General features: G+C 64.4%; 23 protein-coding genes and 1 tRNA gene. 10 read left to right on the forward strand and 14 right to left on the reverse strand.

The annotated features are described in order from the left end of the window. Window positions 1-4 precede the first annotated feature (4 nt). The gene (locus tag QYC26_RS06570; protein WP_317514596.1) at window positions 5-631 is read left to right on the forward strand and encodes a TetR/AcrR family transcriptional regulator; all 627 of its coding nucleotides are present in this window, start codon (window positions 5-7) and stop codon (window positions 629-631) included. Between the two features lie 70 nt (window positions 632-701). Here QYC26_RS06570 and QYC26_RS06575 read toward each other — a convergent pair. After that, a tRNA-Thr gene (locus tag QYC26_RS06575) sits at window positions 702-776 on the reverse strand. Between the two features lie 99 nt (window positions 777-875). Between QYC26_RS06575 and QYC26_RS06580 the strand changes: the two genes are divergently transcribed. Next, window positions 876-1010: a hypothetical protein gene (locus QYC26_RS06580; protein ID WP_317514597.1), complete on the forward strand. Its 135-nt coding sequence runs from the start codon at window positions 876-878 to the stop codon at window positions 1008-1010. A gap of 89 nt (window positions 1011-1099) precedes the next feature. Here QYC26_RS06580 and QYC26_RS06585 read toward each other — a convergent pair whose 3' ends face one another. Then, the gene (locus tag QYC26_RS06585; RefSeq protein ID WP_317514598.1) at window positions 1100-2893 is read right to left on the reverse strand and encodes an aminopeptidase P family protein; all 1794 of its coding nucleotides are present in this window, start codon (window positions 2891-2893) and stop codon (window positions 1100-1102) included. A gap of 157 nt (window positions 2894-3050) precedes the next feature. On the opposite strand from QYC26_RS06585, the gene QYC26_RS06590 reads away from it, so the two are divergent. The 3 genes from QYC26_RS06590 to QYC26_RS06600 are packed head-to-tail and all read left to right on the forward strand — an operon-like array spanning window position 3051 to window position 5808. After that, complete coding sequence (locus tag QYC26_RS06590) at window positions 3051-5108, forward strand: S9 family peptidase (RefSeq protein WP_317514599.1); 2058 nt, start codon at window positions 3051-3053, stop codon at window positions 5106-5108. Continuing rightward, complete coding sequence (locus QYC26_RS06595) at window positions 5105-5515, forward strand: acyl-CoA thioesterase (RefSeq protein WP_317514600.1); 411 nt, start codon at window positions 5105-5107, stop codon at window positions 5513-5515. Before QYC26_RS06590 ends, QYC26_RS06595 begins: the two co-directional genes overlap by 4 nt. Further along, window positions 5512-5808, forward strand: a complete 297-nt coding sequence (locus tag QYC26_RS06600) for a putative quinol monooxygenase (RefSeq protein WP_317514601.1) — start codon at window positions 5512-5514, stop codon at window positions 5806-5808. The genes QYC26_RS06595 and QYC26_RS06600 overlap by 4 nt, the downstream gene beginning before the upstream one ends. Here the strand turns inward: QYC26_RS06600 and QYC26_RS06605 are convergent. After that, a complete protein-coding gene (locus QYC26_RS06605; RefSeq protein ID WP_317515013.1) occupies window positions 5783-6724 on the reverse strand; it encodes a LysR family transcriptional regulator in 942 nt (313 codons plus the stop codon). The two genes, QYC26_RS06600 and QYC26_RS06605, sit on opposite strands and share 26 nt — an antisense overlap. A gap of 102 nt (window positions 6725-6826) precedes the next feature. On the opposite strand from QYC26_RS06605, the gene QYC26_RS06610 reads away from it, so the two are divergent. Further along, the gene (locus QYC26_RS06610) at window positions 6827-7912 is read left to right on the forward strand and encodes a Rieske 2Fe-2S domain-containing protein (RefSeq protein ID WP_317514602.1); all 1086 of its coding nucleotides are present in this window, start codon (window positions 6827-6829) and stop codon (window positions 7910-7912) included. A gap of 14 nt (window positions 7913-7926) precedes the next feature. Next, complete coding sequence (locus tag QYC26_RS06615; RefSeq protein ID WP_317514603.1) at window positions 7927-8619, forward strand: glutathione S-transferase family protein; 693 nt, start codon at window positions 7927-7929, stop codon at window positions 8617-8619. Window positions 8620-8623: 4 nt separating this feature from the next. Here QYC26_RS06615 and QYC26_RS06620 read toward each other — a convergent pair whose 3' ends face one another. From QYC26_RS06620 to crtY, 9 genes are all read right to left on the reverse strand, one after another. Continuing rightward, window positions 8624-9310: an esterase/lipase family protein gene (locus tag QYC26_RS06620; protein ID WP_317514604.1), complete on the reverse strand. Its 687-nt coding sequence runs from the start codon at window positions 9308-9310 to the stop codon at window positions 8624-8626. A gap of 102 nt (window positions 9311-9412) precedes the next feature. Continuing rightward, a complete protein-coding gene (locus QYC26_RS06625) occupies window positions 9413-10342 on the reverse strand; it encodes an electron transfer flavoprotein subunit alpha/FixB family protein (RefSeq protein ID WP_317514605.1) in 930 nt (309 codons plus the stop codon). Next, window positions 10339-11088 (reverse strand): electron transfer flavoprotein subunit beta/FixA family protein, encoded by a 750-nt coding sequence (locus QYC26_RS06630; protein WP_317514606.1) that lies wholly within the window; start codon window positions 11086-11088, stop codon window positions 10339-10341. Before QYC26_RS06630 ends, QYC26_RS06625 begins: the two co-directional genes overlap by 4 nt. Window positions 11089-11245: 157 nt before the next feature. After that, window positions 11246-12445, reverse strand: coding sequence for an ADP-forming succinate--CoA ligase subunit beta (gene sucC / locus QYC26_RS06635; protein ID WP_317514607.1), 1200 nt, complete (start codon window positions 12443-12445; stop codon window positions 11246-11248). 95 nt (window positions 12446-12540) lie between these two features. Further along, the gene (locus QYC26_RS06640; protein WP_317514608.1) at window positions 12541-12852 is read right to left on the reverse strand and encodes a hypothetical protein; all 312 of its coding nucleotides are present in this window, start codon (window positions 12850-12852) and stop codon (window positions 12541-12543) included. A 55-nt stretch (window positions 12853-12907) separates the two neighbouring features. Further along, a complete protein-coding gene (locus QYC26_RS06645) occupies window positions 12908-13420 on the reverse strand; it encodes an O-acetyl-ADP-ribose deacetylase (protein ID WP_317514609.1) in 513 nt (170 codons plus the stop codon). 16 nt (window positions 13421-13436) lie between these two features. Continuing rightward, on the reverse strand, window positions 13437-14018 hold the full coding sequence (locus tag QYC26_RS06650; protein WP_317514610.1) for a TIGR00730 family Rossman fold protein: 582 nt from the start codon (window positions 14016-14018) through the stop codon (window positions 13437-13439). Further along, a complete protein-coding gene (locus QYC26_RS06655) occupies window positions 14015-15508 on the reverse strand; it encodes a phytoene desaturase (protein ID WP_317514611.1) in 1494 nt (497 codons plus the stop codon). Before QYC26_RS06655 ends, QYC26_RS06650 begins: the two co-directional genes overlap by 4 nt. Continuing rightward, on the reverse strand, window positions 15505-16671 hold the full coding sequence (gene crtY, locus QYC26_RS06660) for a lycopene beta-cyclase CrtY (protein WP_317514612.1): 1167 nt from the start codon (window positions 16669-16671) through the stop codon (window positions 15505-15507). Before crtY ends, QYC26_RS06655 begins: the two co-directional genes overlap by 4 nt. Window positions 16672-16801: 130 nt before the next feature. On the opposite strand from crtY, the gene QYC26_RS06665 reads away from it, so the two are divergent. Further along, window positions 16802-17668 carry a MipA/OmpV family protein gene (locus QYC26_RS06665; RefSeq protein ID WP_317514613.1) on the forward strand — a complete coding sequence of 289 codons (867 nt, stop codon included), beginning with the start codon at window positions 16802-16804 and terminating at the stop codon, window positions 17666-17668. A 55-nt stretch (window positions 17669-17723) separates the two neighbouring features. On the opposite strand, the gene QYC26_RS06670 is transcribed toward QYC26_RS06665, so the two are convergent. Further along, complete coding sequence (locus QYC26_RS06670) at window positions 17724-18026, reverse strand: hypothetical protein (RefSeq protein WP_317515014.1); 303 nt, start codon at window positions 18024-18026, stop codon at window positions 17724-17726. Between the two features lie 34 nt (window positions 18027-18060). Continuing rightward, window positions 18061-20943 carry a pitrilysin family protein gene (locus QYC26_RS06675; RefSeq protein ID WP_317514614.1) on the reverse strand — a complete coding sequence of 961 codons (2883 nt, stop codon included), beginning with the start codon at window positions 20941-20943 and terminating at the stop codon, window positions 18061-18063. Window positions 20944-21108: 165 nt separating this feature from the next. Here QYC26_RS06675 and QYC26_RS06680 point away from each other — a divergent pair, with 165 nt between their 5' ends. Further along, window positions 21109-22740 (forward strand): M28 family metallopeptidase, encoded by a 1632-nt coding sequence (locus QYC26_RS06680; RefSeq protein WP_317514615.1) that lies wholly within the window; start codon window positions 21109-21111, stop codon window positions 22738-22740. Window positions 22741-22809: 69 nt separating this feature from the next. Beyond that, complete coding sequence (gene clpB, locus QYC26_RS06685; RefSeq protein WP_317514616.1) at window positions 22810-25389, forward strand: ATP-dependent chaperone ClpB; 2580 nt, start codon at window positions 22810-22812, stop codon at window positions 25387-25389. Window positions 25390-25420 lie beyond the last annotated feature (31 nt).

The raw sequence follows: 25420 nt of genomic DNA on the forward strand, positions 1-25420 counted from the left end.
GGCTATGTCCCCTACCCCCATCACTGCACGGGCCGCGCGCAAGCAGGACAAAAGCGCGACAATTCTGAAACTGGCTGCCGCGTCGTTCCTGCAAAAGGGATATGCGGCGACGTCGATGTCGGCGATCGCCGCCGAACTGGGCGGATCGAAAGGCACGCTGTGGAGCTATTTCCCGTCCAAAGAAGCCTTGTTCGAGGCGGTGCTCGACAATGAGACCGCGGCGTACCGACAGAAGCTGTCCGACCTGCTAGAATCCTGCGGCGATATCCGCGCCACGCTCACGCGCTTTTGCGAGGGCTTTCTGGAAAAGGTGAATTCACCCGAGGCGCTGGCGCTGCACCGGCTGGTCGAGGCGGAAACAATCCGCTTTCCCGAAGTGGGACGGATTTTCTACGAACGCGCACCGCGCCTGACCTATCAGATGCTCGGACGCTATCTGGAACAATGGATGGATGCCGGGCGCATCCGCCGCGACGATCCCGAACGGCTGGCGCGCCGGATCATCGCGCTGTGCATGTCGGGCGTACATCAGGGACTGGTTCTGGGCCTTGTCGAGCGCACGAGCGAGGAAGAGCTGCGCCACGATATCGAGGATAGCGTCGACATCATCATGCGCGCCTACGCGCTCTGACGCCCGCTTCAGTGCGGGCCCGAGGGCCCGCCCCGAAGGGCGTTTTCCATCTTCCGATTTTCTGGGAGAATGGTGCTGCCGGTGAGGATTGAACTCACGACCTCAGCCTTACCAAGGATGCGCTCTACCACTGAGCTACGGCAGCATGTTCAGCAACTGCGAACAGGAGCGCGCCTATGGCCAATGAACCGGCCCCCGTCAAGGCGGGTTGCGCACTTTTCTGCGATCTGCTTGGAAAAAATTCATGAGCAAGCAGGAAGAAGCCCGTGCCCAACGGCTCGCAGAGGCGTTGAGGCAAAATCTGAAAAGACGCAAAGCGCAGGCGCGTGGCGATGAAACAACGCCCGCCGAAAAGGAAACGCCCGAATCAAAGGACTAAGGCGAATCACGCGCCCCCGCGGATGACCCTGCGGAGGCGCGATTCGAACCGCCGATGCCCGATCAGGGCACCGACGGGGGTTCAGGCGATCAGAGCGGCGCGCACTGCGCGGTGAGCCATGCCTTGTCGTCGCCGTCGAGTTGCGGGCCGACGATGTCGACCACCTTGGCGTGATACGCGTCGACCCATTGGCGTTCGGCGGGCGACAGCATCGAGACATCAATGAGGCGGCGTTCGATCGGCACGAAGGTCAGCGTCTCGAAACCAAGCACGGGCTTTTCGGCGCCGGGGATGTCCCGTTCGACGACGAGCACCAGATTTTCGATCCGGATGCCGTATTCGCCCGCCTTGTAATAGCCGGGCTCGTTGGAAAGGATCATGCCCGCACGCAGCGGTTCGTCGGTACCCGCCTGGCCGCCCGCCGACATGGCGATGCGCTGCGGCCCTTCATGGACCGACAGGAAGCTGCCGACGCCATGCCCGGTGCCGTGCGCATAATCGAGCCCGACTTCCCAGAGATATTGCCGCGCCAGCGTATCGAGCTGGCCACCGCGCGTGCCGGCGGGAAAATGCGCACGCGCCAGCGCGATATGCCCCTTGAGGACGCGGGTGAAGCGATCGCGCATTTCCTGCGTCGGCTCACCAACGGGCACGGTGCGCGTGATGTCGGTGGTGCCGTCGCGATACTGCCCGCCCGAATCAACGAGATAGAGCGAGTTCATCTCGATCGGCAGATTGCTTTCCTCGCTCACGCGGTAATGGCAGATTGCGCCATTGGGCCCCGCGCCCGAGATCGTGTCGAACGACAGATCCTGAAGCAGGCCGGTTTCCTCGCGAAAGGCGAGCAGCTTGTCCTGCGCCGAAATCTCGGTCTGGCCGCCCTTGGGCGCCGCGACCGACAGCCAGCGGAGAAACTTGCTGACCGCCGCACCGTCGCGCGCCTGCGCGGCGCGGTGGCCGGCGATCTCGACCGGGTTCTTGATCGCCTTGGCGAGCACCACGGGTTCGCGCATGGCGTGGACGATCGCGCCCGCCGCCTCGAGCCCCGCAAAGATCGCGGAGACCGCGCGTTCGGGATCGACGACGACATGCTTGCCCTTCAGCGCCGCCAAATCGCGGGCAAAGGCCGCACGGTCATGCACGCGCACCGCATTGCCGAGATGCTTGGCGACATCGTCGGCCATTTTTTCGGGCGCGACGTAGAAATCGGCGGTGCCGTCCTTGTGGACCACCGCATAAGCGAGCGCGACAGGGGTGCGCTCAACATCCTTGCCGCGGATGTTGAAGGTCCATGCGATCGAATCGAGCGCCGACAGCACGACCGCATCGGCATTCTTCTCCTGCAGCCAATCGGCAATCTCCTGGCGCTTGTCGTGCGCGTTGCGCCCGGCCAGTTCCTCAGGGTGGACGACGAGCTTGGCCTTGCTCGGCTCGGGCTGGTCGGGCCAGATCTTGTCGACGGGGTTGGTATCCACCGCCACCAGTTCGGCGCCGCGTTCGGCGAGCGCCTTTTTCGCCTGTTCGACCCAGGACTTGGTGTGCAGCCAGGGATCATAGCCGATCCGCCCACCCTGGGGCGCGTTGTGGCTCAGCCATTCGGCGACGCTGGTTTGCGGGACGCTTTGATATTGCCAGAGATTGCCGTCGACCTGATCGCGCACCTGCAGCGTATAGCGGCCATCGACGAAGATCGCCGCATCCTCGGGCAGGATCGCGGCCGAACCCGCCGACCCTTCAAAGCCGGTGAGCCAGGCAAGACGCTGCGCATAGGCGCCGACATATTCGCTCATATGCTCGTCGCAGATCGGCACGACGAAGCCGTCGAGGCGATCGGCTTTCAGTTGTTCGCGCAGCGCCTGGAGGCGTGCTTCATGGGTGGACATTGGGTATTCCTTGATTTCTAGTGCTGGGGATCAACATAGGGGCTTGGCCGAAACCATGCCAGCCTGAGCCGGGAGCGAACGCGCCGCCATGCGCCAGATTTTGAACGCCGCAATCGGGCTTCTGCGTCCCAATTCCCTGTCCGCACAGAAAGATACCATGACCGAACTCCCCGCGCCGCCGCGCGCAGAACAGCGTCCCCATGAATATACCCGCCACGGCGTTACCATCGCGGATCCCTATTTCTGGCTGAAGGACCAGAGCTATCCCGAGGTGAACGACACCGATGTGCTCGATTACGTAAAGGCGGAAAACGCCTATTTCGAAGCCGCGATGAAGCCGCGCCGCAAGCTGGTCGACACGCTGTTCAAGGAAATGAAGGCGCGCATCAAGGAAGACGATGCCAGCGTGCCGCAAAAGGACGGCGACTGGCTCTACTGGTATGCCTATGCCACCGGTGCGCAATATCCGGTCCATTACCGCAAGCCCGTGGCCGGCGGCGCGGACGAGATCCTGTTCGACGAGCCCGGCGAGGCCAAGGGGCTGGACTATTTCCAGCTCGGCATCCTCGAGGTGAGCCCCGATGGCCGTCTGCTCGCCTATGCCACCGACACCAACGGCGCCGAACGCTACACGCTGAAGGTGCGCGAGATCGCGACCGGCCGCGAGATCGAGACGATCAGCAGCGTGGTGAACGGCGACGTGATCTGGGCCGCGGATTCGCAGAGCCTCGTCTATACCGAGGTGAACGACCAATGGCGCAGCTACCGCGCGCTGCACCATATTCTGGGTACCGATCCGGCGGGCGACCGGGTGATCTATGAGGAAACCGAAAATCCGGGTTTCCAGGTGGGTGTCGGCGACACGCAGGACCAGCATTGGATCGTGATCGCCACGGGCGACAACCAGACCAGCGAGATCCGCCTGCTCCCCGCAGCGGACCCGACAGCGGAGCCGATCCTGGTTTCCGCGCGCCGCGAGAAGCACGAATATTCGGTCGATTCTGCGCATGGCAAGCTGTGGATCCTGACCAATGACGAGCATGTGAATTTCCGCCTCGTCAGCGCCGAGCATAGCGCGCCGGGCGTGTGGACCACGGTGATCCCCGGATCGGACAATGTGTATCTGACGGGTGCATCGAGCTTTAAGAACCACCTTGTCATCACCGAGCGCGTCGACGGGCTCGATCAGATCCTGCTGCGCTCCTATGACGGCGAAACCCGCCGCGTGCCCTTTGGCGAGGCGAGCTATTCGGCGGGGCTTTCGACCAATCCCGAATTTGATCCCGAGGTTTACCGGCTGAGCTATTCGTCGATGGTGACGCCGCGCACCACCTATGAGTTCGATCCCGCGACCGAGGCGCTGACGGTGCTCAAGGTCCAGGAAATCCCCTCGGGCTATGACGCCAGCCAATATGCGACCGAGCGGCTGATGATCACCGCGCGCGACGGTGCGCGCGTGCCGGTTTCGGTGGTGTACAAAAAGGGGTTCGAGAAGGACGGGAACGGCAAGCTGTTCCTCTATGCCTACGGCGCCTATGGCCATGCCATCGCACCGAGCTTTTCGACGGTGCGGCTGTCGCTGCTCGACCGCGGCTGGGCCTATGCGATCGCGCATATCCGCGGCGGCGACGATCTTGGCTATAACTGGTATCTGCAGGGCAAGGCCGAGCAGCGCTGGAACACCTTCACCGATTTCACCGATGTGGCGAAGGGGCTGGTGGCGGAGAAGTTCACCCGCCCCGGCCGGATCGCGATCAATGGCGGATCGGCCGGTGGCGAGCTGATGGGCGTGGTTGCCAATACCGACCCCGAACTGTGGGGCGCGGTGGTGGCGGACGTGCCCTTTGTCGACGTGCTCAACACCATGCTCGATGAAAGCCTGCCGCTGACGCCGGGCGAATGGCCCGAATGGGGCAATCCGATCACCGACAAGGCGGCGTTCGAACTGATCCGTTCCTATTCGCCCTACGACAATGTCGCCGCCAAGGACTATCCGCCGATGCTGATCACCGGCGGCCTCAACGATCCGCGCGTCACCTATTGGGAGCCCGCCAAATGGGCCGCAAAGCTGCGCGCGACCAAGACCGACGACAATATCCTGCTGCTCAAAACCAATATGGGCGCGGGGCACGGCGGCAAATCGGGCCGTTTCGACAGCCTTGAGGAAGATGCCGAGGCCTTTGCCTTCGTGCTCTGGCAATTGGGAGACGAATGACCCCGGCTTTCGAGCGGACAATCACCGCCGGGCCCGACGATATCGACGGGCTCGGCCATGTGAACAATGCGGTGTGGGTGCGCTGGATACAGGACATGGCCACGGCGCACTGGCAGGCCGTGGCCGAGGCGGCGGATATCGACGCCTATATCTGGGTCGTGGTGCGCCATGAGATTGATTATCTCGGCAATGTCGGCCCCGGCGAGACGATCAATGCACGCACCTGGGTTGACCCGGCCGGGCCGAAAGGGGCACGCTTCGACCGGCATGTCGAATTCAAGGGACAGGATGGTAAGGTGAAGGTCCGCGCGAAGACGACCTGGGCGATCATCGACCGGCTGAACGGCCGGGTGATCCGGGTGCCGCAGAGCGTTGCCATGCCCTTTCTGAAAGGAGGCGAGCGATGATCATCGTGACCGGCGCCATCCGCTGCAACGCGGACAGTTTCGGCAAGCTGCTCGCCAAGAGCCTGGAACATTGCGAGCGGATGCGCGGCGAGCCGGGCTGTCTGGGCAGCAATGTGCATGTCGATTGCGAGGACCAGCACCGGCTGGTCTTTCTCGAATTCTGGCGCGACGAGGCCGCCGTGCGCGCGCATTTCCTGTCGCGCGGCGCCAAGAATTTCGGCGCCTATATCCACGCCCATGCCGAGGAAGTACCCGAAATCTGCGTGTTCAGCGGAAACCGGCTGACGGTGTGAGCGCGGGCGCGTCCCCAAAGATCGGCTGAAGCCGCGCGGCCAGGAAATCGACGAGTTCCTTGGCCGGGGCATCGACCGGAACGTCATCGCGCGCGATGATCCACAGATCGATGCCGAGCGCGGGATCGACCGGCGCCACCTCCACCAGATGCGGGCAGCGTTCGGGGACGAAGGTCCAGATGAACGCCGCGCCCATCGCGCAATCGACCGCCTGGCGCATCGCCTGCCAGCTGTCGACATAGGCGGCGACGCGCACATCGTTGCAGAATATATCGTCCCAGGGCCGCAGCGCCTGCGCCTGCGACCAGCCCGAAAAACGCACCCATTCATAGTCCTGCGGGGCCAGCCCCTCCCCCCGCAGCGCAAGATAATCGCGCGCCGCATAGCCCGCCTGGCGCAGCCGCCCGAGCCGCCGCGCGCGCAGATGATCGGGCTGGCGGGTGCCCAGACTTAACCCGATATCGCTGCGGCGGCGCAGGACATTGTCCGCCGGATCGGCGGCGGACTGGATGACGAGATCGATATGCGGATGGCTTTCGGAAAAGGCCGCGAGATCGGGCATCAGTTCGAAGCCGAGTTCGGCGGCCACCGCTAGGCGCACCTGCCGCCCCGCCGCCTGTGGCATGCCCCGAAGTTCGGCGACGAGCCCTTCCATCAGCCGGGCGATTTCATCGGCCACCTCGAGCGTGCGCTTGCCCGCCGGGGTGGGGTGATAGCCATCCTCCCCCTGTTCAAAGACCGAGACGCCGAGCTGATGTTCGAGCCGTTCGAGCCGGCGGCCGACCGTGGTGCGATCGATCCGCAGCCGCCGCGCCGCCGCCGTATAATTCCCTGCGCGCACCGCAGTGAGGAATATCCTGAGATTGTCCCAATCGACCATGGCGCGCGAGACTAGCGCATCGGCCCATAAGGTCACGTGCAAAAATGCACATATGCTGGGCGATGTGCGGTCTTGTTCGACAGCGCCGGCAGGACGATCCTGCACCCAACGAAAACACAGCGATCGGAGAGGCCTGACATGGCGGGAACGCAGGATTACAAGCTCGGCAGCCACATTTTTCCTCGTGGCTGGTTCATGATCGGCGATGCATCCAAAATGGGTGCGGAGCCGACCACGGTGCATTTTTTCGGCAAGGACATGGTGTTTTACCGCGGCGCGAGCGGCAAGGCGCACCTCGTCCACGCCTATTGCCCGCATATGGGCGCGCATCTGGGGCGCAACAACACCTCGTATATCGTCCGCGACAATGAGCGCGTCGAAGGCGAGGCGATCCGGTGCCCCTTCCATGGCTGGCGCTTCAACGAAACCGGCCAGTGCGACGACATTCCCTATTCGCCCGACTTCATCCCCAAGGCCGCCTGCCTCAAGACCTATACGGTCATCGAGCGCGCGGGCGCGATCTGGATGTGGCACGACCCCGAAGACGGCGCACCGACGCACGACCTGCCCGCCTTTGACTGCTGGGACAAGGAAGAGGAAGGCTGGGTCCGCTGGGTGATGGACGATTTCGGCATCCTCGACCTCCACCCGCTCGAGATCGTCGATAACATGGCCGATTTCGGCCATATGACGCCAATCCATGGCAGCCGCGACCTCGTCTATTTCGACAACAGCTTCGAGGACCATGTCTGCGTCCAGCGCTTTGACGCGGGGCACCGCACGCTGACCGGCAACGGCGCCGAGGTGCTGTCGCTCGACACCTGGTATGAGGGCCCGTCGATCCTGCAGGCCAAGATGTACGGCGCGCACCCTTCGCACATGCTGATCGCGCACACGCCGATCGAGGACGGGCGCGTGCAGGTGTGGCATGCGCTGATGGTGAAGCTGCCCTTCGACGCGCCGCAGGAAGAACGCGTGGCGACCGCGCGCGCCTATCAGAAGACGAGCTTCGATGCCTTTGCGCAGGATGTCGACATCTGGTCGAACAAGGAAGCCTGTTTCAACCCGATGCAAATTCCCGCCGACGGACCTTACGGCAAGGTGCGGATCTGGTATCGCCAGTTCTACAACCCGCGGGCGGAGGCCGAAACCTTCCAGAAGCGCGTCAACGGCACGGTTGTCACTTACGGCACCGAGCGCCCGGCGGAACTGGTTGAGGCCTGAGGAGAGCGTTCGGAATGATCGACCTGTATGGGATGGGGAGTCCCAATGTTCACAAGATCGCCATCATGCTGGAGGAGCTCGGCCTACCGTACCGCTTCCACCATGTCGAGGTGATCAACGGCCAGCAGTTCGAACCGGACTTCGTGGCGATGTCCCCCAACAGCAAGGTGCCGGTGCTTGTCGACCATGACACACCGGACGGGCCGGTGAGCGTGTTCGAATCGGGTGCGATCCTGATCTATCTCGCGGAAAAAGGGGGGCGCTTGCTGCCCCCCGCCGGCAAGGCGCGCGCCGACGCGCTGCAATGGCTGATGTGGCAGACGTGCAGCCTTGGCCCGATGCTGGGCCAGCTCAACCACTTCCTGTTCGCGGCGCCCAAGGACAATGACTATTCCAAGAGCCGTTACCAGCGTGAGGCGGCGCGGCTTTACCGCGTGCTCGATGAGCGGATGAGCCGTTCGCCGTGGCTGGGCGGCGACGCCTATTCGGTGGCCGATATCGCGACCTATCCCTGGGCGACCTATCTGGAGAAACACGGGCTGGTGGCGGATGATTTTCCGGCGCTGGCGGAGTGGCGCGCGCGCGTCGGCGCGCGCGAAGCGGTGCAGCGCGGCGTCGATCTCGTCACGCGCGAATCCGCCAAGGACGCGCCCTCGTTCAAGAGCGCGTCAAAAGAGGCGCTGGACCGGTTCTACAACCGCATCTGAGAGGTCAGCCGCGGAGCGCCTGGAGCACGGCCGCCAGTGCCTCCTCAGCGACGACGAAGCCCATATGGGTGCAGGAGAGTTCGACCATGCGGTCGGCCTCTCCCGCCTGCCCCCGCGAACTGCCGGGGGCGACGATCCCGTCGGCGCGCGACCACAAGGCGGTGGTCGGCACCGGCGGCTTGGCGGCCAGCGTCACCGGAATGGGCAGCCGATCGACCGGATGGCCGTTAACCCGTTCATAGAGCCGCCAGGCATGGTTGGCGCGGATATCGCCCGAAAAGGGGCTGCCGAGCGTGATCACCCGCTCCACCCGCCCCGGCGCGTGTTTTGCATATTCGCGCGCGATCAGGCCGCCCAGGCTCCAACCGACAAGCGCCACAGGATCGTCGGTGTCGCGCAGCACGGCATCGAGTTGCCGGTCGAGCCGCTCGAAGATGTCGGCCGCTACACCGGTATTGCGCCCCAGCCCCCAGCCAAAGCTGCGATAGCCGGCCGAGGCGAGCGCGCGGCGCAGCGGGATAGTGAACCCGTCGGTCGCCAGAAAACCCGGAATGACCATGACGGGGCGGCCGCGCCCTTCATAGACGCGCGCCACCCGGCGCCCGCGCAGCGCATAGCGCGCGACATCGGCGATCACGGTGGTTTCGCGAACGAGCGAAGCGAAAGGCGGCGTCGTGTCGAGATCGTGCATGGGCCGATCATGACACCGCGTGCGGCCGACGACAAACACCCAAACAAAAAGGGGCCCCGGCACTGCCGGAGCCCCCTTTGTGACGAAAAACGTCGGGTCGGATCAGAGCTTTTCGGTCAGCTCGGGCACGACCTTGAAGAGATCGCCGACAAGGCCAATGTCCGCCACCTGGAAGATGGGGGCGTCCTCGTCCTTGTTGATCGCGATGATCGTCTTCGAGTCCTTCATGCCGGCGAGGTGCTGGATCGCACCCGAGATGCCGACGGCGACATAGACTTCGGGAGCGACGATCTTGCCGGTCTGGCCGACCTGATAGTCGTTGGGGGCATAGCCCGCATCGACCGCCGCGCGCGATGCGCCGACCGCTGCGCCGAGCTTGTCGGCAAGCGGATCGATCACGGCGTGGAACTGTTCTTCCGAACCCAGCGCACGACCGCCCGAGACGATGATCTTCGCCGAGGTCAGTTCAGGACGCTCGCTCTTGGCGATTTCGGCGCCGACGAACGACGAGAGACCTGCGTCGCCCTTGCCCGAAACGGCTTCGACCGAAGCCGAACCGCCGGTGGCAGCAGCCTTTTCGAAGGCGGTGCCGCGCACGGTGATCACCTTCTTCGCATCCGACGACTGGACGGTTGCAATGGCGTTGCCGGCATAGATCGGACGGGTGAAGGTGTCGGCGCTTTCGACCGACAGGATGTCCGAGATCTGTGCGACGTCGAGCAGCGCGGCGACGCGCGGCGCGATGTTCTTGCCGTTCGAGGTAGCGGGCGCGACGAACGCGTCATAGCCAGCCATCAGATCGACAACCAGCGGTGCGACGTTTTCGGCGAGCGCATGGCCATAAGCCGCGTCGTCCGCGAGCAGCACCTTGGCGACGCCGGCGATCTGCGCGGCGGCATCGGCAGCAGCCTGCGCGCCTGCACCGGCGACCAGTGCGTGGACTTCGCCCAGCTTCGAGGCTGCGGTGACCGCGGCCAGCGTTGCGTCCTTTACCGACGCATTGTCATGTTCGACGAGGACGAGGACGCTCATGCCGCCACTCCCAGAGCCTTGAGTTTCGCAACCAGTTCATCGACGTCGGCGACCTTGATGCCGGCCTGACGCACGGGCGGTTCGCCGACCTTAAGGGTCTTGAGACGCGGTGCGGTGTCGACGCCGTAATCGGCGGGCGTCTTCTGATCGAGCGGCTTCGACTTTGCCTTCATGATGTTGGGCAGCGAAGCATAGCGCGGTTCGTTGAGACGAAGATCGGTGGTGACGATCGTGGGGAGCTTGAGGCTCACCGTTTCAAGGCCGCCGTCGACTTCGCGGGTGACCTTGGCCGAATCGCCTTCGATTTCGAGCTTCGAAGCGAAAGTGCCCTGGCCCCAGCCGAGGAGCGCGGCGAGCATCTGACCGGTCTGGTTCGAATCGTCGTCGATCGCCTGCTTGCCGAGAATGACGAGCTGCGGCGCTTCGGCTTCGACGACCTTCTGGAGCAGCTTGGCAACGGCCAGCGGCTCGACTTCGCCTTCGGCCTGGATCAGGATCGCGCGGTCTGCGCCCATTGCCAGCGCGGTGCGCAGCGTTTCCTGAGCCTTGGCTTCGCCGATCGACACGACGACGATCTCCGTAGCAACGCCCTTTTCCTTCAGGCGGATCGCTTCTTCGACCGAGATTTCGTCAAACGGGTTCATCGACATCTTGACGTTTGCAAGATCGACGCCCGAGCCATCCGCCTTCACGCGGGGCTTTACGTTATAGTCAAGCACGCGCTTGACCGGAACGAGCACTTTCATTGCCTGCCTTCCTTCCTTGCCTGAACGACCCTGGGGAGGGAGCTCAAACGAACTGCTTCACCTCTTTGCCACAACTCCCGCCGGAGCGGGAGCCCATGACCAAAATTTGTCCGGACAAATTCTAGATCATGGGGCCCGGGTCAAGTCTGAATTGCGCTTATGCGACAGCCTTCACTTCCGCGACGATCTTCTTGGCAGCATCGCCCAGATCGTTGGCGGGAACGATGGCGAGGCCCGATTCAGCGAGAATCTTCTTGCCTTCGTCGACATTGGTGCCTTCGAGGCGGACGACGAGCGGCACCGAGAGGTTCACTTCCTTGGCCGCTGCAACGATGCCTTCTGCGATGATGTCGCAGCGCATGATGCCGCCGAAGATGTTGACGAGGATGCCCTTCACCGCCGGATCGCTCAGGATGATCTTGAACGCCGAGGTGACCTTTTCCTTGTTCGCGCCGCCGCCGACGTCGAGGAAGTTGGCGGGGAATGCGCCGTTGAGCTTGATGATGTCCATCGTCGCCATGGCGAGGCCCGCACCGTTCACCATGCAGCCGATGTCGCCATCGAGCTTGATGTAGGCGAGGTCGTACTTCGACGCTTCGAGTTCAGCCGGATCTTCTTCGGTTTCGTCGCGCAGTTCCATCAGGTCCTTATGACGATAGAGCGCGTTCGAATCGAAGCCGACCTTGGCGTCGAGAACCATCAGCTTGTTATCGCCGGTGATCGCGAGCGGGTTGATTTCGATCTGCGCGGCGTCGGTGCCGAGGAATGCGTCATAGAGCTTGGCAGCAACATTGGCGGCCTGCTTGGCGAGATCGCCCGAAAGCTCGAGCGCGGCAGCCACGGCGCGGCCGTGGTGCGGCATGAAGCCGGTGGCGGGATCGATGTCGAGCGTGTGGATCTTTTCGGGGGTCGAGTGTGCGACCTCTTCAATGTCCATGCCGCCTTCGGTCGATGCGACCATCGCGACGCGGCCGGTGGCGCGATCGACGAGAACGGCGAGGTAGAATTCCTTCTCGATGTCGACGCCGTCGGTGACGTACAGGCGGTTCACCTGCTTGCCGGCTTCGCCGGTCTGGATGGTGACGAGCGTGTTGCCGAGCATGTCGGCAGCGTGTGCCTTCACTTCATCGAGGGTCTTGGCAAGGCGAACACCGCCCTTTGCGTCGGGGCCGAGTTCCTTAAACTTGCCCTTACCGCGACCACCTGCGTGAATCTGCGCCTTCACGACGTAGAGCGGCCCCGGAAGCTGCTTTGCAGCCTCAACCGCTTCTTCGACGCTCAGCGCCGCATGACCTGCCGGTACGGGCACGCCGAACTTCGCAAGCAGTTCCTTCGCCTGATATTCGTGAATGTTCATCGCTGCGCCAAGCCTTTCCGCGTTGCAACAAAATTAGAGTCGGATGGGGCTAAAGCATAGCTCGACAATGAATGAAAGCCCGCGTTTGGCAGGGTCTATCGCGCCAGGGCGCAGATCGCGGCGGCCCGGCCGGTCTCTGCGATGATCTCCGGATCCTTGAGCGCACGCACCTTATGCATGAATTCCGCAGCGGAAAGCTCGTTCATCCGCTGGCCTTTGAGCGTCGAGAGCGAGGAGATTCTCCTTAGTTGGGTATAGGAAAGCTCGTTCACCATGCGGTTTGCCATGCACGACGCCGTGGCGGCCGACAGCCCAGCATCCTGCAGCCCGTTGCGCAGGCGGGTCTCCGGAGTCGCGCAAGCGGAGAGGAGCGCGAGCGGGGCGATCACGAATAGGTATTTCTTCATGCCGCGCGCTGTACCGCCAATGCCGGAGCCTTGAAAGATGGCGGGTAAAGGCGCCTCAGCCCGCGAGCGCGGCGCGATAGGCATCGCGCACCGCGGCGCCAAAGGCGACGAAATAGACCTTCTGCGGAAAATCATGGCTATCCAGCCAGTTGCGCACGCATTCGACCGCGATCGCCGTCGCCGCCGCAATCGGATAGCCATAGACGCCGCAGCTGATCGCGGGAAAGGCGATGCTGCGAATGGCGTGCGCCTCGGCCAGCGCCAGCGTGTTGGCATAGCAGGCGGTGAGCAGATCGGCCTCCCCCGCCCCGCCGCCCTGCCAGACCGGGCCGACGGTGTGGATCACATGGCGCGCGGGCAGGCGAAAGCCGGGGGTGAGTCGCGCCTCGCCCGTGGGGCAACCGCCGATCGCGCGGCAGGCTTCGAGCAAGTGCGGACCGGCGGCGCGGTGGATGGCGCCGTCAACACCACCGCCGCCAAGCAGGCTGTTATTGGCGGCATTGACGATCGCATCGACATCGAGCGTGGTGATATCTGCTTCGATCAGGGCAATGCGCTCGTCCGCCATATGCATGCTTCCTTGGTCAGAGATCCTCGCGCTCGATCCACTTGCTCGTCTGCGGCGGGATATAATCGGCGAGCAGATCGAGCAGATCGGCGACGCGGTCGGTGACGATCAGCATGTCGCGGTGTTCCTGACGGAGGAAACCCTGCTCGACCATCGTGTCGAGAAACGTGATCAGCCCGTCATAATAGCCATGGACGTTGAGCAGCGCGCAAGGCTTCATGTGCCAGCCGAGCTGCCCCCAGGTCCACACCTCGAACAATTCCTCCATCGTGCCGATGCCGCCCGGCAGTGCGATGAACCCTGTCGCCAGTTCGGCCATCAGCGCCTTGCGTTCGTGCATATTGGCGGTGACGTGGAGTTCGGTGCAGCCTTCATGCGCGAGTTCGCGGTCGACCAGCGCGCGCGGGATCACGCCGATCACCTCACCCCCCGCACCAAGCGCCGCATCGGCGACCACGCCCATCAGCCCGACATTGCCGCCGCCATACACCAGCCCGACACCGGCGCCCGCTAGTTCACGGCCAAGCTCCTCAGCGATTGCGGCGTGCACGGGTGATTCCCCCATGCTGGACCCGCAAAACACGGTGAAACGCGTCATTTCCTGAAATCCTCCAGCATCATTGCCGCAGTGATCCCGGCGCCTGCCACGACACCCGGTATCCCCGCGCCGGGGTGCGTGCCCGCCCCCACGAAATAGAGATTGTGTATCGCGTCATCACGGTTGTGGACGCGGAACCAGCCGCTTTGTTTCAACAACGGCTCAAGCGAAAAGGCATTGCCCAGATAGGCGCCGAGATCGGCCGCGCTGTCGGCGGGCGTATAGTGGAATTTGGTGACGATGCGCGCATCGATATCGGGGATCAGCCGACGGCCGATCTCGTCGAGCACGCGGCGTTCGATGAGCGGGCCGATCTCGTTCCAGTCCACGGGCAGGCGCCCGATATTGGGCACCGGCACCATCGCGGTGAAGACCGACTGCCCCTCGGGCGCGAGCGCGGGATCGGTGACGGTGGGATGGTGGAGATAAAGGGTCAGATCGTGCGGCAGCACGCCGAAATCGAAGATGTCCCCCCACAGCCCGCGATAGCGCGGACCGAACAGCACCATATTGTGCGGGATGCCCGGCCAGCTGCCGCGCACGCCAAAATGGACGATGAACATCCCCGGCGAGAAGGCCTTGCGCGACAGCGCATCGGCCGCCTGACGCCCGCGCGGGCTGTTCGCGAGCAGATGCGCATAGCTGTGCATGATATCGGCATTGCTGGCGATCATCGTCGGCGTCAGCCGCTCGCCCGCGACGGTGCGGACTGCTATCGCGCGATCGCCCGCGGTTTCGATCTCGGCGACCGGATCACCGAGCCGGAGCGTGCCGCCCAGCCGTTCGAACAGCCGGACCATGCCCGCGACCAGCTGGCCGGTGCCGCCCTTGGCGAACCACAGCCCGGTGCGCTTTTCGACCATGTGGATCAGCGCGTGGAGCCCGCTGGCGCGCATCGGATTGCCGCCGAGAAACAGCGTCTGGAAGCTGAGCGCCTGACGCAGCTTTTCATTTTCCACGAAGCGCGCGGCGATGCCGTAAGCCGAGCGCCACGCCTGGGTTTTCACCAGCATGGGCACCGCGCGCGCCATCGCGGCGAAATCGGTGAGCCGTTCCTGTGCCAGCCGGTCATAGGCGCCGTCCTTGGCCTTGGCGGCGTAATCGAGAAAACGCTGATAGCCCTGCAGATCGCGTGGATCGAGCCGGAGAATTTCCTGCTGGAGCACCTGTTCGTCATCCGAAAAATCGAACTGGTTGCCATCGGGCCAGTTGAGCCGGTAAAAGGGCCGGACCGGCAGCAGCGTGACATCTTCGGCCATATCGCGCCCCGACAGCGCCCAAAGCGCACGCAGCGCGGCGGGGTCCGAAATCGACGACGGCCCGGCATCGAAGGTGAAGCCACCGCGCTGCCACACCTGCGCGCGCCCGCCCGGCTGATCGCGCGCTTCGAGCACGACCGTATCGATACCCGCCGACTGAAGCCGGATGGCCAACGCGAGACCGCCAATCCCCGCACCAATGACCGCTGCCGTCTTTCCCCCTGACGTCACGCGCGTTTCTCCCTGATTGCGGCGATCGCCCGGCGGATCGAGACAACAGGCCGTCCCCCAACGAGCCTGACCTTGTCGATGCCGGTCGAATGCCCGGCATAGAAGCGCGCAATGGCTGCGGGATCAAGCCGGTAGACGCGTTCGAGCATCGCCACGCGCTCGTCCGGAGAGGCCGCGCGGAAGAACAGCGTGCCGAACAGCCGGTAGAATCCGCGCGCCGCCCAGGTCTCGCGCGCGAATTCGAACAGCTCGTCATGAAGCAGCGGCGCATCGAGCCGGTCGAGCCCGGCGATATAGGCCGCGACACGGACAGCATCGGGGAGCGCATGGCCGGTGAGCGGATGGAAGAGGCCCGCGCGCACGCCGGTCTTGGGCACCTGAACCCCGCCCGCATTCCAGAAGCGTTCGAAATCGCCGCCCATGCAGAGCGGCAACACGCCGCTTTTCTGCCGCGTCTCATATGCGAGCGACCAGCCGCGCGCGGCGGCGTAATGGGCAATCCGATCGCGATGCCAGCCCACATCCATGCCGGGCGCGGCTTCATAAAGCCTGCTCTGGACGAAGATGCGGTCGGGGCCCAGCGGCTGCGCGCTGAAGAAATGCGCCCGTTCCCGTATATCGGGGAAGCGCGCATCGCACAGCATGGGGCGGCGCAGATCATGATCGGCATCGAGCACCAGTTCCTCCCCCAGCCGGTTCTGCCAAGCGAGATCGAGCGCGGAGAGATCGAGCGGCGCGCGCGTATCGATAACGGCATTGGCGCGGATCCGATCCCCGCCCGCGAGCACGACGCTGGACCGGGTAACGGCGGCGACGCGCCGCCCCAGCATCAGCCAACTGGCGGGCAGCACCGCGCGGACATGCGCATCAAGCGTTTCGGAGGAGACATTGTAGATGCCGTGATCGGTGCCCGCCGCCCCGTTCGGAAACAGCACATCGTGCCCGCGCCACATATGCGCGACGACAGGCGCGATCAGCCAGCGATGGTCGGGCGCGACATCATGTTCCTGAAACGCCCAGTGGCGATCGCCCCCAATCACCTGCGCGCCTTCGATCAAGCGGACATCGAGCCCGGGTTTGCGGGTATGGAGCGCAAGCGCGATCAGCGCCCCCGAAAGGCCGCCACCAATGATTGCGATGTCGCACGAAAGCTTGCTTGGCATTTGTCCCCCGCCCTACAGGAGGATGGAGCAAAGCTCAAAGCGACAAGGGACGGGTAGAGCGTTATAGACGACCACGCCCGCCGCCCCCTGTGCGGGCGCAACCATTTCCAAAAGTGGCAGTTATCAAAACATGACATTTCTCAAGACTCCGTGGCGGCGCCTTTCGCTAAGCGCCCTCCCCCTCATCGCGCTTGCCGGCATCCAGCCGGCGATGGCGCAATCGCCCGAGGGGAAGAACGCAGGTCAGGACCGCGACACGGTGACGGTAGCGGCGGGCGTCGCCTACGGCCCGTCCTATCAGGGATCGGACGATTACCGCGCGCTCCCCGGCTTTCAGCTGCGCGGCAAGGTTTCGAACCATCATTTCTTCATGCGCGGGCTGCAGCTTTATGTTGACGCGCTGCCCGAACCCGACACTGACGGGCTGAACTTCTCGATCGGCCCGGTGGCGGGCGTGCGGCTGGACCGGGTGAACGGCATCCGCGACGCGCAGGTAAAGGCGCTGGGCGAGAAGAACGTCGCCGTCGAGCTGGGCGGCTTTGCCGCAGTGTCCAAACGCGGCGTGCTGCTGGGCGAATATGACACGCTGGCGCTGCGCGTGACCTATGTCACCGACGTGGCCAATGCGCACAAAAGCTATGTCGTGACGCCAGCGGTGGAATATGCGGTGCCGCTGAGCAAGCGCACGCTGGTCGCGCTGTCGGTATCGGCCGATTATGTCGGCGACGGCTTTGCCCGTTATTACCGCAATATCGACGCCGATGGCGCCGCCGCCAGCGGCCTTGCGCCGTACAGCGCCAAGGGCGGGTTCAGCACCGTGAATGCGGGGCTTCTCGCCACCCGGGCGCTTGGCGACGATCTGCGCCAGGGCTGGTCGGTGTTCGGCATCGCCAATTATGGCCGGCAGCTGGGCGACTTCAAGGACAGCCCGATTGTCTCCGACGCGGGCAGCGCGAACCAGTGGTTCGGCGCGGTTGGCGTCGGTTATACCTTCTGACACGAAAAAGGGCGCCGGAACCCCGGCGCCCTTCCCCATTATAAGCGGCTGAAAATCAGGCCTTGCGCGTGCCCGAAAGCGGGAAGCTGCCGAACGCGCCCGCGCCGGCCGCACCGGTGATGCTGTCGCCATCGACCGTGGCCTGGCAATCGAGCGTCATCGGCATCGGAACCTTGAGGTTCATCTTCCAGCTGAGCTTGTTGCCGTCGATCTTGCCCTCTTCAGCGGTGAGCGAGCCCATCGCGCCGACCATCTCGCCCGAAAAGCTGTCGCCCGTGCTGGCGATCGTGAACACCGACTGCTGATCCCCCAGCGGGGTCTTCACGACGCAATCCCAGGCGCCATCCACATTTGCCATATCCATTATCCTTCCTTGCAGTGCCTAGAGGGGGTCAGTTTGCCGCGGCCGGAACGACCTCGATCGCATAGCCGAGCGGTTCGAGCTGGCTGCGGATCTTGTCCGCATCACCGACGACGACCCAGGTCATGCGGTTGAGATCGATCGCGCCGCGGGCTGCCTTGTCGAGATCGGCCGCCGTCATCGCGCGGTACCGGGCGGCGAGCGTGTCGTAATAATCGTCGGACCGCTTGAAGAGCACATTGCGCTGCATACCGCCCAGCACATCGGCTGCGGTTTCATAGCTGCCGGGGAGCTCGCGGATGCTGCCGTTGCGGGTACGTTCCAGTTCCTCCGCCGTCACGCCCTTGGGCCCAAGGAACGCCGCAATCTGTTCGCGCAGCGCGGTGATCGCGGGGCCGGTCTTGTCCGCCTGAACCGGTGCGAAGACGAGATAGGGCACATCCTGCGCGACACGGTTGACCTGCGCCCGGACGCCGTAAGACCAGCCCTTGGTTTCGCGCAGGTCCATATTGATCCGCGACAGGAAATTGCCGCCGACCACATCGTTCGCGGCGAGCAGATCGGCGAGTTCGTCGGTCCCCTTCACCGGCAGCACTTCACCGCCGAGGATGAACGACTGGGGCGAATCCTTGCGATCGACCAGAACGATCTTGGGCTGCGCGGGCGGCAGCGGGGTATCGAACTTCTTGGCGCCCGCCTTGCCTTTGGCCTTCCAGTTGCCGAAGCGCGCCTCGATGAGCGGCTTGAGCGCTTCGAGCGGCTGATCGCTGACGACGAACAGCGTTGCCTTTTCGGGGCGGAACCACGCATCGTGAAACGCGACCAGATCCTTGCGCGAGACCTTGGCCACCGCCGCCGGATCGCCGGTGCCGGTGAACGGAACGCCGTAAGGATGCTGCGCACCGTAGAGCAGCGGCGGCAGAACGCGCCGCGCCATCGCCGAAGGATCGGTCATTTCCGCCGAAATGCGCGCCAGTTGCTGCCCGCGCAGGCGCTCGACCTCAGCCGGCTTGAAACCGGGGTTGCGGACGATATCGGCGAAGAGATCGAGCGAGGGCGCCAGATTGTCGGACAGCGCAAACAGGTTGACGCTGGTCGTATCCATCGACGCGCTGGTGCTGATCGACGCGCCGAGGCTTTCCTGGCGTTCGGCGATCTGGACCGAATCGAGCGTCTTGGTACCTTCATCAAGCAGCGCGAGCATCAGCGACTGGGTGCCGAGCATCGCCTTGGGATCGGCGGCATTGCCCGCATCGAAGCTGAGGGCCACCTGCGTGATGGGCACGGCGTCGCGGTGCGCATAGACGATCTCGATACCGTTGCCGAGCGTGGCGCGGCTGACCGCCGGGAAATCGAGATCGGCGATGGCGCCGACTTCGGGCAGCTTGGAGCGATCGATACCTGCGGACTTTGCGGGGACAGCCTCTGCCACGGGCAGTTTCGACGGCTTTGCCATCGGCTTTTCGCCGCGCGCGGGCGCCCGGTAATAGCTGGGCGCAAAGCCGCCCGCCGATTTCTGTGCCTCGTCATAGGCCGCGCGTTCGCCGGGTTCGACGGTGAGCGCATAGACCGGGCGGCTGAGCCATTTGCCCAGCGCCGCCGTCACCTGAGCCGGGGTGGCTGCGGCATATTGCGCCAGCGTCTTGCGGTAATAATCGGCGTCGTTCGAATAAAGTTCGCCCTCGGCGAGCGCGACCGCCTTGCCGCTGAACCCGCCGACCGATTCAAGCCCGGCGATCCGGCCCGAGGTGACGCGCATCGCGACGCGCTGAACCTCGTCCGCCGTTGGGCCGTTCTTCACATAATCGGCGAGGATCGCGTCGAGACGCTCGGACACCTTGGCGGCATCGACGCCCGGCTTCACATCGACCTGCACCTCGAAAAAGCTGAGCTGAGCAAAGGTCTGCACGTCGGCCGAGACGCGCACCGCGACCTTTTCGTCGCGCACCAGCATATTGTCGAGCCGCGAGCTGGCGAGGCCGCCGAGCACGGTGGCCCCCACCGCGAGCGGCACATTGTCGGGATCGTTCAGCCCCGGCACCACCCAGTTGCGGTAAAGGCGCGTCTGCGCGACGCGGTCCTTCATCACTTCATCCTTGCGGGCGGCAAGCTGGGGCAACGCAGCCGCGACCGGATGGGTCTGCGGGCCGCGCGCGATATCGCCGAAATATTTCTCGACCAGCGGGCGCGCGGCGGCGGCGTCGATATCGCCCGCGAGCACAAGGATGGCGTTGTTGGGGCCATAATGCTGGCGGAACCAGTTTTTCACATCCTCAAGGCTGGCAGCGTCGAGATCCGCCATCGAACCGATCGTCGAATGGCCATAAGGATGATCGGACGGGAGCAGCGCGGCCAGCTGGGCATATTCGACCAGACCATAAGGCTGGTTGTCGCCCTGACGCTTTTCGTTCTGGACGACGCCGCGCTGGTTATCGAGCTTGTCCTGCGTCACCGCGCCGAGCAGATGGCCCATGCGATCGGATTCGAGGAAGAGCGCGCGTTCGAGCGCGCCGGTTGGCACAGTTTCGAAATAATTGGTGCGATCGAACCAGGTGGTGCCGTTGAAATCGGTGGCGCCTACCTGCTGCAGCGGTTCAAAGAAATCGCCGGGGGCGTTTTCCGACCCGTTGAACATCAGATGTTCGAAGAGATGCGCGAACCCGGTCTTGCCCTTGGGTTCGTGCTTGGAGCCGACATCGTACCAGACCGAGACCGCCACGACAGGCGCCTTGCGATCGGTATGGACGATCACGCGCAGCCCGTTGGCCAGCGTGAACTCCTCATGCGGGATCTCCACCTTGTTCACCAGCGTGGCGACGGGAACCGGGGCTGCGGTCTGGGTCTGGGCAGCAAGTGGAACGGCGATCAGGGCAAAAAGCGGCGCGGCGCAGAGCCGGGCGACAATAGGGCGCATCGAAACATCCTTTTTCGAAACCGGTCGCGACCATAGCAGCGCCCCGGCGACGCGCAAACCATTCTACCGTCCCTTAAAATACCCCCTTGGCACGCCTTTATCGGGCGCGGACCATGCGGTAGGCAGGGTGCAGAACATTCCCTTTGCAAGCGAGTTTCGAACCGAATGAAACGCCTGACCTCCGCCAGCGCCCTGGCCCTGGCGCTGATCGCCACCACCGCCCAGGCCGAACCGGCTCCCCAGCCTCAATTCGCCCCAGAAGCGGTGCGCGCGCATGTCGACTTTCTGGCCGACGACCTGTTGGAAGGGCGCAACACCGGCACGCGCGGGTACGACATCGCCGCCAAATATGTCGCGACCCGCTATGAGGCGCTGGGGCTGAAGCCCGCCGCCGATGGCAAATGGTATCAGCAGGTGCCCTTTGCCGAGTTGACGCTGACCAAAACGCCCGAGGCGACGCTCACCGTAGGCGGCAAGACGTTCACGCACGGCAAGGACGTGCTCATTGGCGTGGGCGCGGGCGAGGAAAAGCTGACGCTGGGCGCCCCCGTCGTGTTCGTGGGCTTTGGCATCGACAGCCCGGGCCAGGGGTTCGACGATTATGCCGGGCTGGACGTGAAGGGAAAGATCGTCGTCGCGCTGAGCGGTTTTCCCAAGGGCACCCCGAGCGACCTTGGCGCGCATCTGGCGAACAGCAAGGCCAAGATGGCGAGCGACCGCGGCGCGATCGGCATGATCACGGTCAACACGCGCGAGCGGCTGAAGATGCGTCCCTGGGCGCGGTCGGTTGAATCGGCGTTCGAGCCGAGCATCGCCTGGACCGAGGCGGACGGCACGCCGCACCGCGCCGCACCCGGGCTGCGCGCAACCGCATCGGTCGACACCCCGGCCGCCCAGGCGCTGTTCGCCGGTGCGCCCCGCTCGCTCGACAAGATACTGACCGAGGCCGAGCGCAAAAATGCCCGCATCGCCGGCTTTGCGCTGAAGCCCGAAGTGCGCGTGGAGCGCACGCTGACGCGGCGCAATTTCACCAGCCCCAATGTCGTCGCGATGCTGCCGGGATCGGACCCCGCGCTGGCCAATGAATATGTGCTGCTGATGGCGCATCTCGACCATGTCGGGATCGACGAGAGCAAGGAAGGCGACAAGATCCACAATGGCGCGATGGACAATGCCGCCGGCATCGCGACGATGCTGGAAGTGGCGCGCGCGATGGCGAACGCCCCGATAAAGCCGCGTCGCCCGATCCTGTTCGCCGCCGTCACCGCCGAGGAAAAGGGGCTGCTCGGGTCCGAATATCTGGCGCACAATCCGCTAACCCGCGCGGGCAAGGTGGTGAGCGTCGTCAACCTCGACATGCCGGTGCTGCTCTATGACTTCAACGACGTGATCGCCTTTGGCGCCGAACGCTCGACGCTGGGCCCCATCGTGCAGAAGGCGGCGGCGGGTGCCGGCGTGACGCTGTCCCCCGATCCGATGCCCGCCGAAGGGCTGTTCACGCGATCGGACCATTACCGCTTCGTCCAGCAGGGTATCCCCTCGGTGTTCCTGATGACCGGTTTCGGCAATGGCGGCGAAAAGGCGTTCAAGGATTTCCTGGCGACCCATTATCACCGCGTGAGCGACCAGACCGACCTGCCGATTGACTGGAATGCGGCTGCAAAATTCACGCGGATCAATTATGAGATCGCAACGGCGATCGCCGACGCAGATACCGCGCCGCGCTGGTACGCTAAGGACTTTTTCGGAGACACTTTCGCACCGGGCGCGGATAAGGTGGAAAAAACAGGGAGCTAACAGTCACGCTCCCCTTGTGTTGTAAAATTGCAACACCATATCGCGAACGATTTGACATTGGGGAGCGACATGAACCTCGAAAAATTCACCGACCGGGCAAAGGGCTTTCTGCAGTCGGCACAGACGGTGGCGATCCGCATGAACCATCAGCGGATCAGCCCCGAACATCTGCTGAAGGCGCTGCTCGAAGACGAACAGGGCATGGCATCCGGGCTGATTCGCGCAGCCGGGGGCCATGCCGAACTGGCGCTTTCGGAAACCGACAAGGCGCTGGCGAAGATCCCCGCCGTATCGGGCAGCGGCGCACAGGCGGCGCCCGGGCTCGACAATGATCTGGTGCGCATCCTCGATTCCGCCGAGCAGGTGGCGAGCAAGGCGGGTGACTCTTATGTCACAGTCGAACGGCTGCTGCTCGCGCTCGTGCTCGCAACGACGACGACCGCCGGTAAGGCGCTGGCAACCGCGGGTGTGACCGCCGAGGGACTGAACGGCGCGATCAACCAGCTGCGCGGCGGGCGCACCGCCGACACCGCGGGTGCCGAGGACCGTTACGACGCGCTGAAGAAATTCGCGCGCGACCTGACGCAAGCCGCCAAGGACGGCAAGCTCGACCCCGTGATTGGCCGCGACGAGGAAATCCGCCGCACGATCCAGATCCTTGCCCGCCGCACCAAGAACAACCCCGTGCTGATCGGCGAACCCGGCGTCGGCAAGACCGCGATCGCCGAGGGGCTGGCGCTGCGCATCGCCAATGGCGATGTGCCCGATTCGCTGAAGGATCGCACGCTGATGGCGCTCGACATGGGCGCGCTGATCGCAGGCGCGAAATATCGCGGCGAGTTCGAGGAGCGCCTGAAGGGCGTGCTCGACGAGGTGAAGGGCGCCGAAGGCCAGATCGTGCTGTTCGTCGACGAGATGCACACGCTGATCGGCGCGGGCAAGACCGACGGCGCGATGGATGCCTCCAACCTGTTGAAGCCCGCGCTCGCGCGCGGCGAGCTGCACTGCATCGGCGCGACCACGCTCGACGAATATCAGAAATATGTCGAGAAGGACCCCGCGCTCCAGCGGCGGTTCCAGCCGGTGTTCGTCGGCGAACCCACGGTCGAGGACACGATTTCGATCCTGCGCGGGCTGAAGGAGAAATATGAGCTGCACCACGGCGTGCGGATCACCGACGGGGCGATCGTCTCGGCGGCGACGCTTTCCAACCGCTACATCACCGACCGCTTCCTGCCCGACAAGGCGATCGACCTGATGGACGAGGCCGCGTCGCGCCTGCGCATGGAGGTGGAATCGAAGCCCGAGGAAATCGAGAATCTCGACCGCCGGATCATCCAGCTCAAGATCGAGCGCGAGGCGCTGAAAAAGGAAACCGACGACGCATCGAAGGACCGGCTGGCGGCGCTGGAGGCGGAGCTTGCCAATCTGGAGCAGGAATCGGCCGAACTCACCACGCGCTGGCAGGGCGAGAAGGAAAAGATCCACGCCGGCGCCAAGCTGAAGGAACAGCTGGATGGCGCGCGCATCGAGCTTGATCAGGCGCAGCGGCGCGGCGATCTGGCGCGGGCGGGCGAGCTTTCCTACGGCGTCATCCCCAATCTGGAAAAGCAGCTGGCCGAGGCGGACGCCATGACCGGCAGCGCGATGCTGCGCGAGGAGGTGACGAGCGAGGACATCGCCTCGGTCGTCAGCCGCTGGACGGGGATTCCGGTCGACAAGATGCTGGAGGGCGAACGCGAGAAGCTGCTCCAAATGGAAGCGATGATCGGCAAGCGCGTGATCGGGCAGGAAGATGCGGTGAAGGCCGTGTCGACCGCCGTCCGCCGCAGCCGCGCCGGGCTGCAGGACCCCAACCGGCCGCTCGGCAGCTTCCTCTTCCTCGGCCCCACGGGCGTGGGCAAGACCGAGCTGACCAAGGCGCTCGCCGGGTTCCTGTTCGACGACGACAATGCGATGGTCCGCATCGACATGTCGGAGTTCATGGAGAAGCACTCGGTCTCGCGGCTGATCGGTGCGCCTCCGGGCTATGTCGGTTATGAGGAAGGCGGCGTGCTGACCGAGGCGGTGCGCCGGCGCCCCTATCAGGTCGTTCTGTTCGACGAGGTGGAAAAGGCGCATTCGGACGTCTTCAACGTGCTGCTCCAGGTGCTCGACGATGGCCGCCTGACCGACGGCCAGGGCCGCACGGTGGATTTTTCGAACACGCTGATCATCCTGACATCGAACCTGGGCAGCCAGTATCTGGCGGGGATGACCGACGACCAGACGACCGATGATGTCGAGCCACAGGTGATGGAAATCGTGCGCGGGCATTTCCGCCCCGAATTCCTCAACCGGCTGGACGAGATCATCCTGTTCCATAGGCTTGCGCAGAAGCATATGGGCCCGATCGTCGACATCCAGGTGGCGCGGGTTCAGAAGCTGCTCAAGGATCGCAAGATCACGCTCGACCTGACCGACGCGGCGCGCGCCTGGCTGGGCCGGGTCGGCTATGACCCGGTCTACGGTGCCCGCCCGCTGAAGCGCGCGGTGCAGAAATATCTGCAGGACCCACTCGCCGACATGATCCTGCGCGGCGAGGTGCCCGACGGCACCACGCTGAAGGTGGATGAAGGCGACGGCGCGCTGGTACTGCGCCGGGGCTGACGGGCCGGAGGTTCGGAGACGCAAAAAGGGC

This window comes from Sphingomonas sp. C3-2 (assembly GCF_033025475.1).
In the GTDB taxonomy this organism is placed as follows: domain Bacteria; phylum Pseudomonadota; class Alphaproteobacteria; order Sphingomonadales; family Sphingomonadaceae; genus Sphingobium_A.

Coding starts and splice junctions, on each gene's coding strand:
- QYC26_RS06630 (WP_317514606.1), bottom strand. CDS start 11,088: ATGAAAGTGCTCGTTCCGGTCAAGCGCGTGCTTGACTATAACGTAAAG.
- QYC26_RS06670 (WP_317515014.1), bottom strand. CDS start 18,026: ATGGCAAATGTGGATGGCGCCTGGGATTGCGTCGTGAAGACCCCGCTG.
- QYC26_RS06645 (WP_317514609.1), bottom strand. CDS start 13,420: ATGGCGGACGAGCGCATTGCCCTGATCGAAGCAGATATCACCACGCTC.
- QYC26_RS06650 (WP_317514610.1), bottom strand. CDS start 14,018: ATGACGCGTTTCACCGTGTTTTGCGGGTCCAGCATGGGGGAATCACCC.
- QYC26_RS06615 (WP_317514603.1), top strand. CDS start 7,927: ATGATCGACCTGTATGGGATGGGGAGTCCCAATGTTCACAAGATCGCC.
- QYC26_RS06600 (WP_317514601.1), top strand. CDS start 5,512: ATGATCATCGTGACCGGCGCCATCCGCTGCAACGCGGACAGTTTCGGC.
- QYC26_RS06680 (WP_317514615.1), top strand. CDS start 21,109: ATGAAACGCCTGACCTCCGCCAGCGCCCTGGCCCTGGCGCTGATCGCC.
- QYC26_RS06610 (WP_317514602.1), top strand. CDS start 6,827: ATGGCGGGAACGCAGGATTACAAGCTCGGCAGCCACATTTTTCCTCGT.
- QYC26_RS06590 (WP_317514599.1), top strand. CDS start 3,051: ATGACCGAACTCCCCGCGCCGCCGCGCGCAGAACAGCGTCCCCATGAA.
- QYC26_RS06585 (WP_317514598.1), bottom strand. CDS start 2,893: ATGTCCACCCATGAAGCACGCCTCCAGGCGCTGCGCGAACAACTGAAA.
- QYC26_RS06625 (WP_317514605.1), bottom strand. CDS start 10,342: ATGAGCGTCCTCGTCCTCGTCGAACATGACAATGCGTCGGTAAAGGAC.
- QYC26_RS06640 (WP_317514608.1), bottom strand. CDS start 12,852: ATGAAGAAATACCTATTCGTGATCGCCCCGCTCGCGCTCCTCTCCGCT.
- QYC26_RS06580 (WP_317514597.1), top strand. CDS start 876: ATGAGCAAGCAGGAAGAAGCCCGTGCCCAACGGCTCGCAGAGGCGTTG.
- QYC26_RS06595 (WP_317514600.1), top strand. CDS start 5,105: ATGACCCCGGCTTTCGAGCGGACAATCACCGCCGGGCCCGACGATATC.
- sucC (WP_317514607.1), bottom strand. CDS start 12,445: ATGAACATTCACGAATATCAGGCGAAGGAACTGCTTGCGAAGTTCGGC.
- clpB (WP_317514616.1), top strand. CDS start 22,810: ATGAACCTCGAAAAATTCACCGACCGGGCAAAGGGCTTTCTGCAGTCG.
- crtY (WP_317514612.1), bottom strand. CDS start 16,671: ATGCCAAGCAAGCTTTCGTGCGACATCGCAATCATTGGTGGCGGCCTT.
- QYC26_RS06620 (WP_317514604.1), bottom strand. CDS start 9,310: ATGCACGATCTCGACACGACGCCGCCTTTCGCTTCGCTCGTTCGCGAA.
- QYC26_RS06675 (WP_317514614.1), bottom strand. CDS start 20,943: ATGCGCCCTATTGTCGCCCGGCTCTGCGCCGCGCCGCTTTTTGCCCTG.
- QYC26_RS06570 (WP_317514596.1), top strand. CDS start 5: ATGTCCCCTACCCCCATCACTGCACGGGCCGCGCGCAAGCAGGACAAA.
- QYC26_RS06665 (WP_317514613.1), top strand. CDS start 16,802: ATGACATTTCTCAAGACTCCGTGGCGGCGCCTTTCGCTAAGCGCCCTC.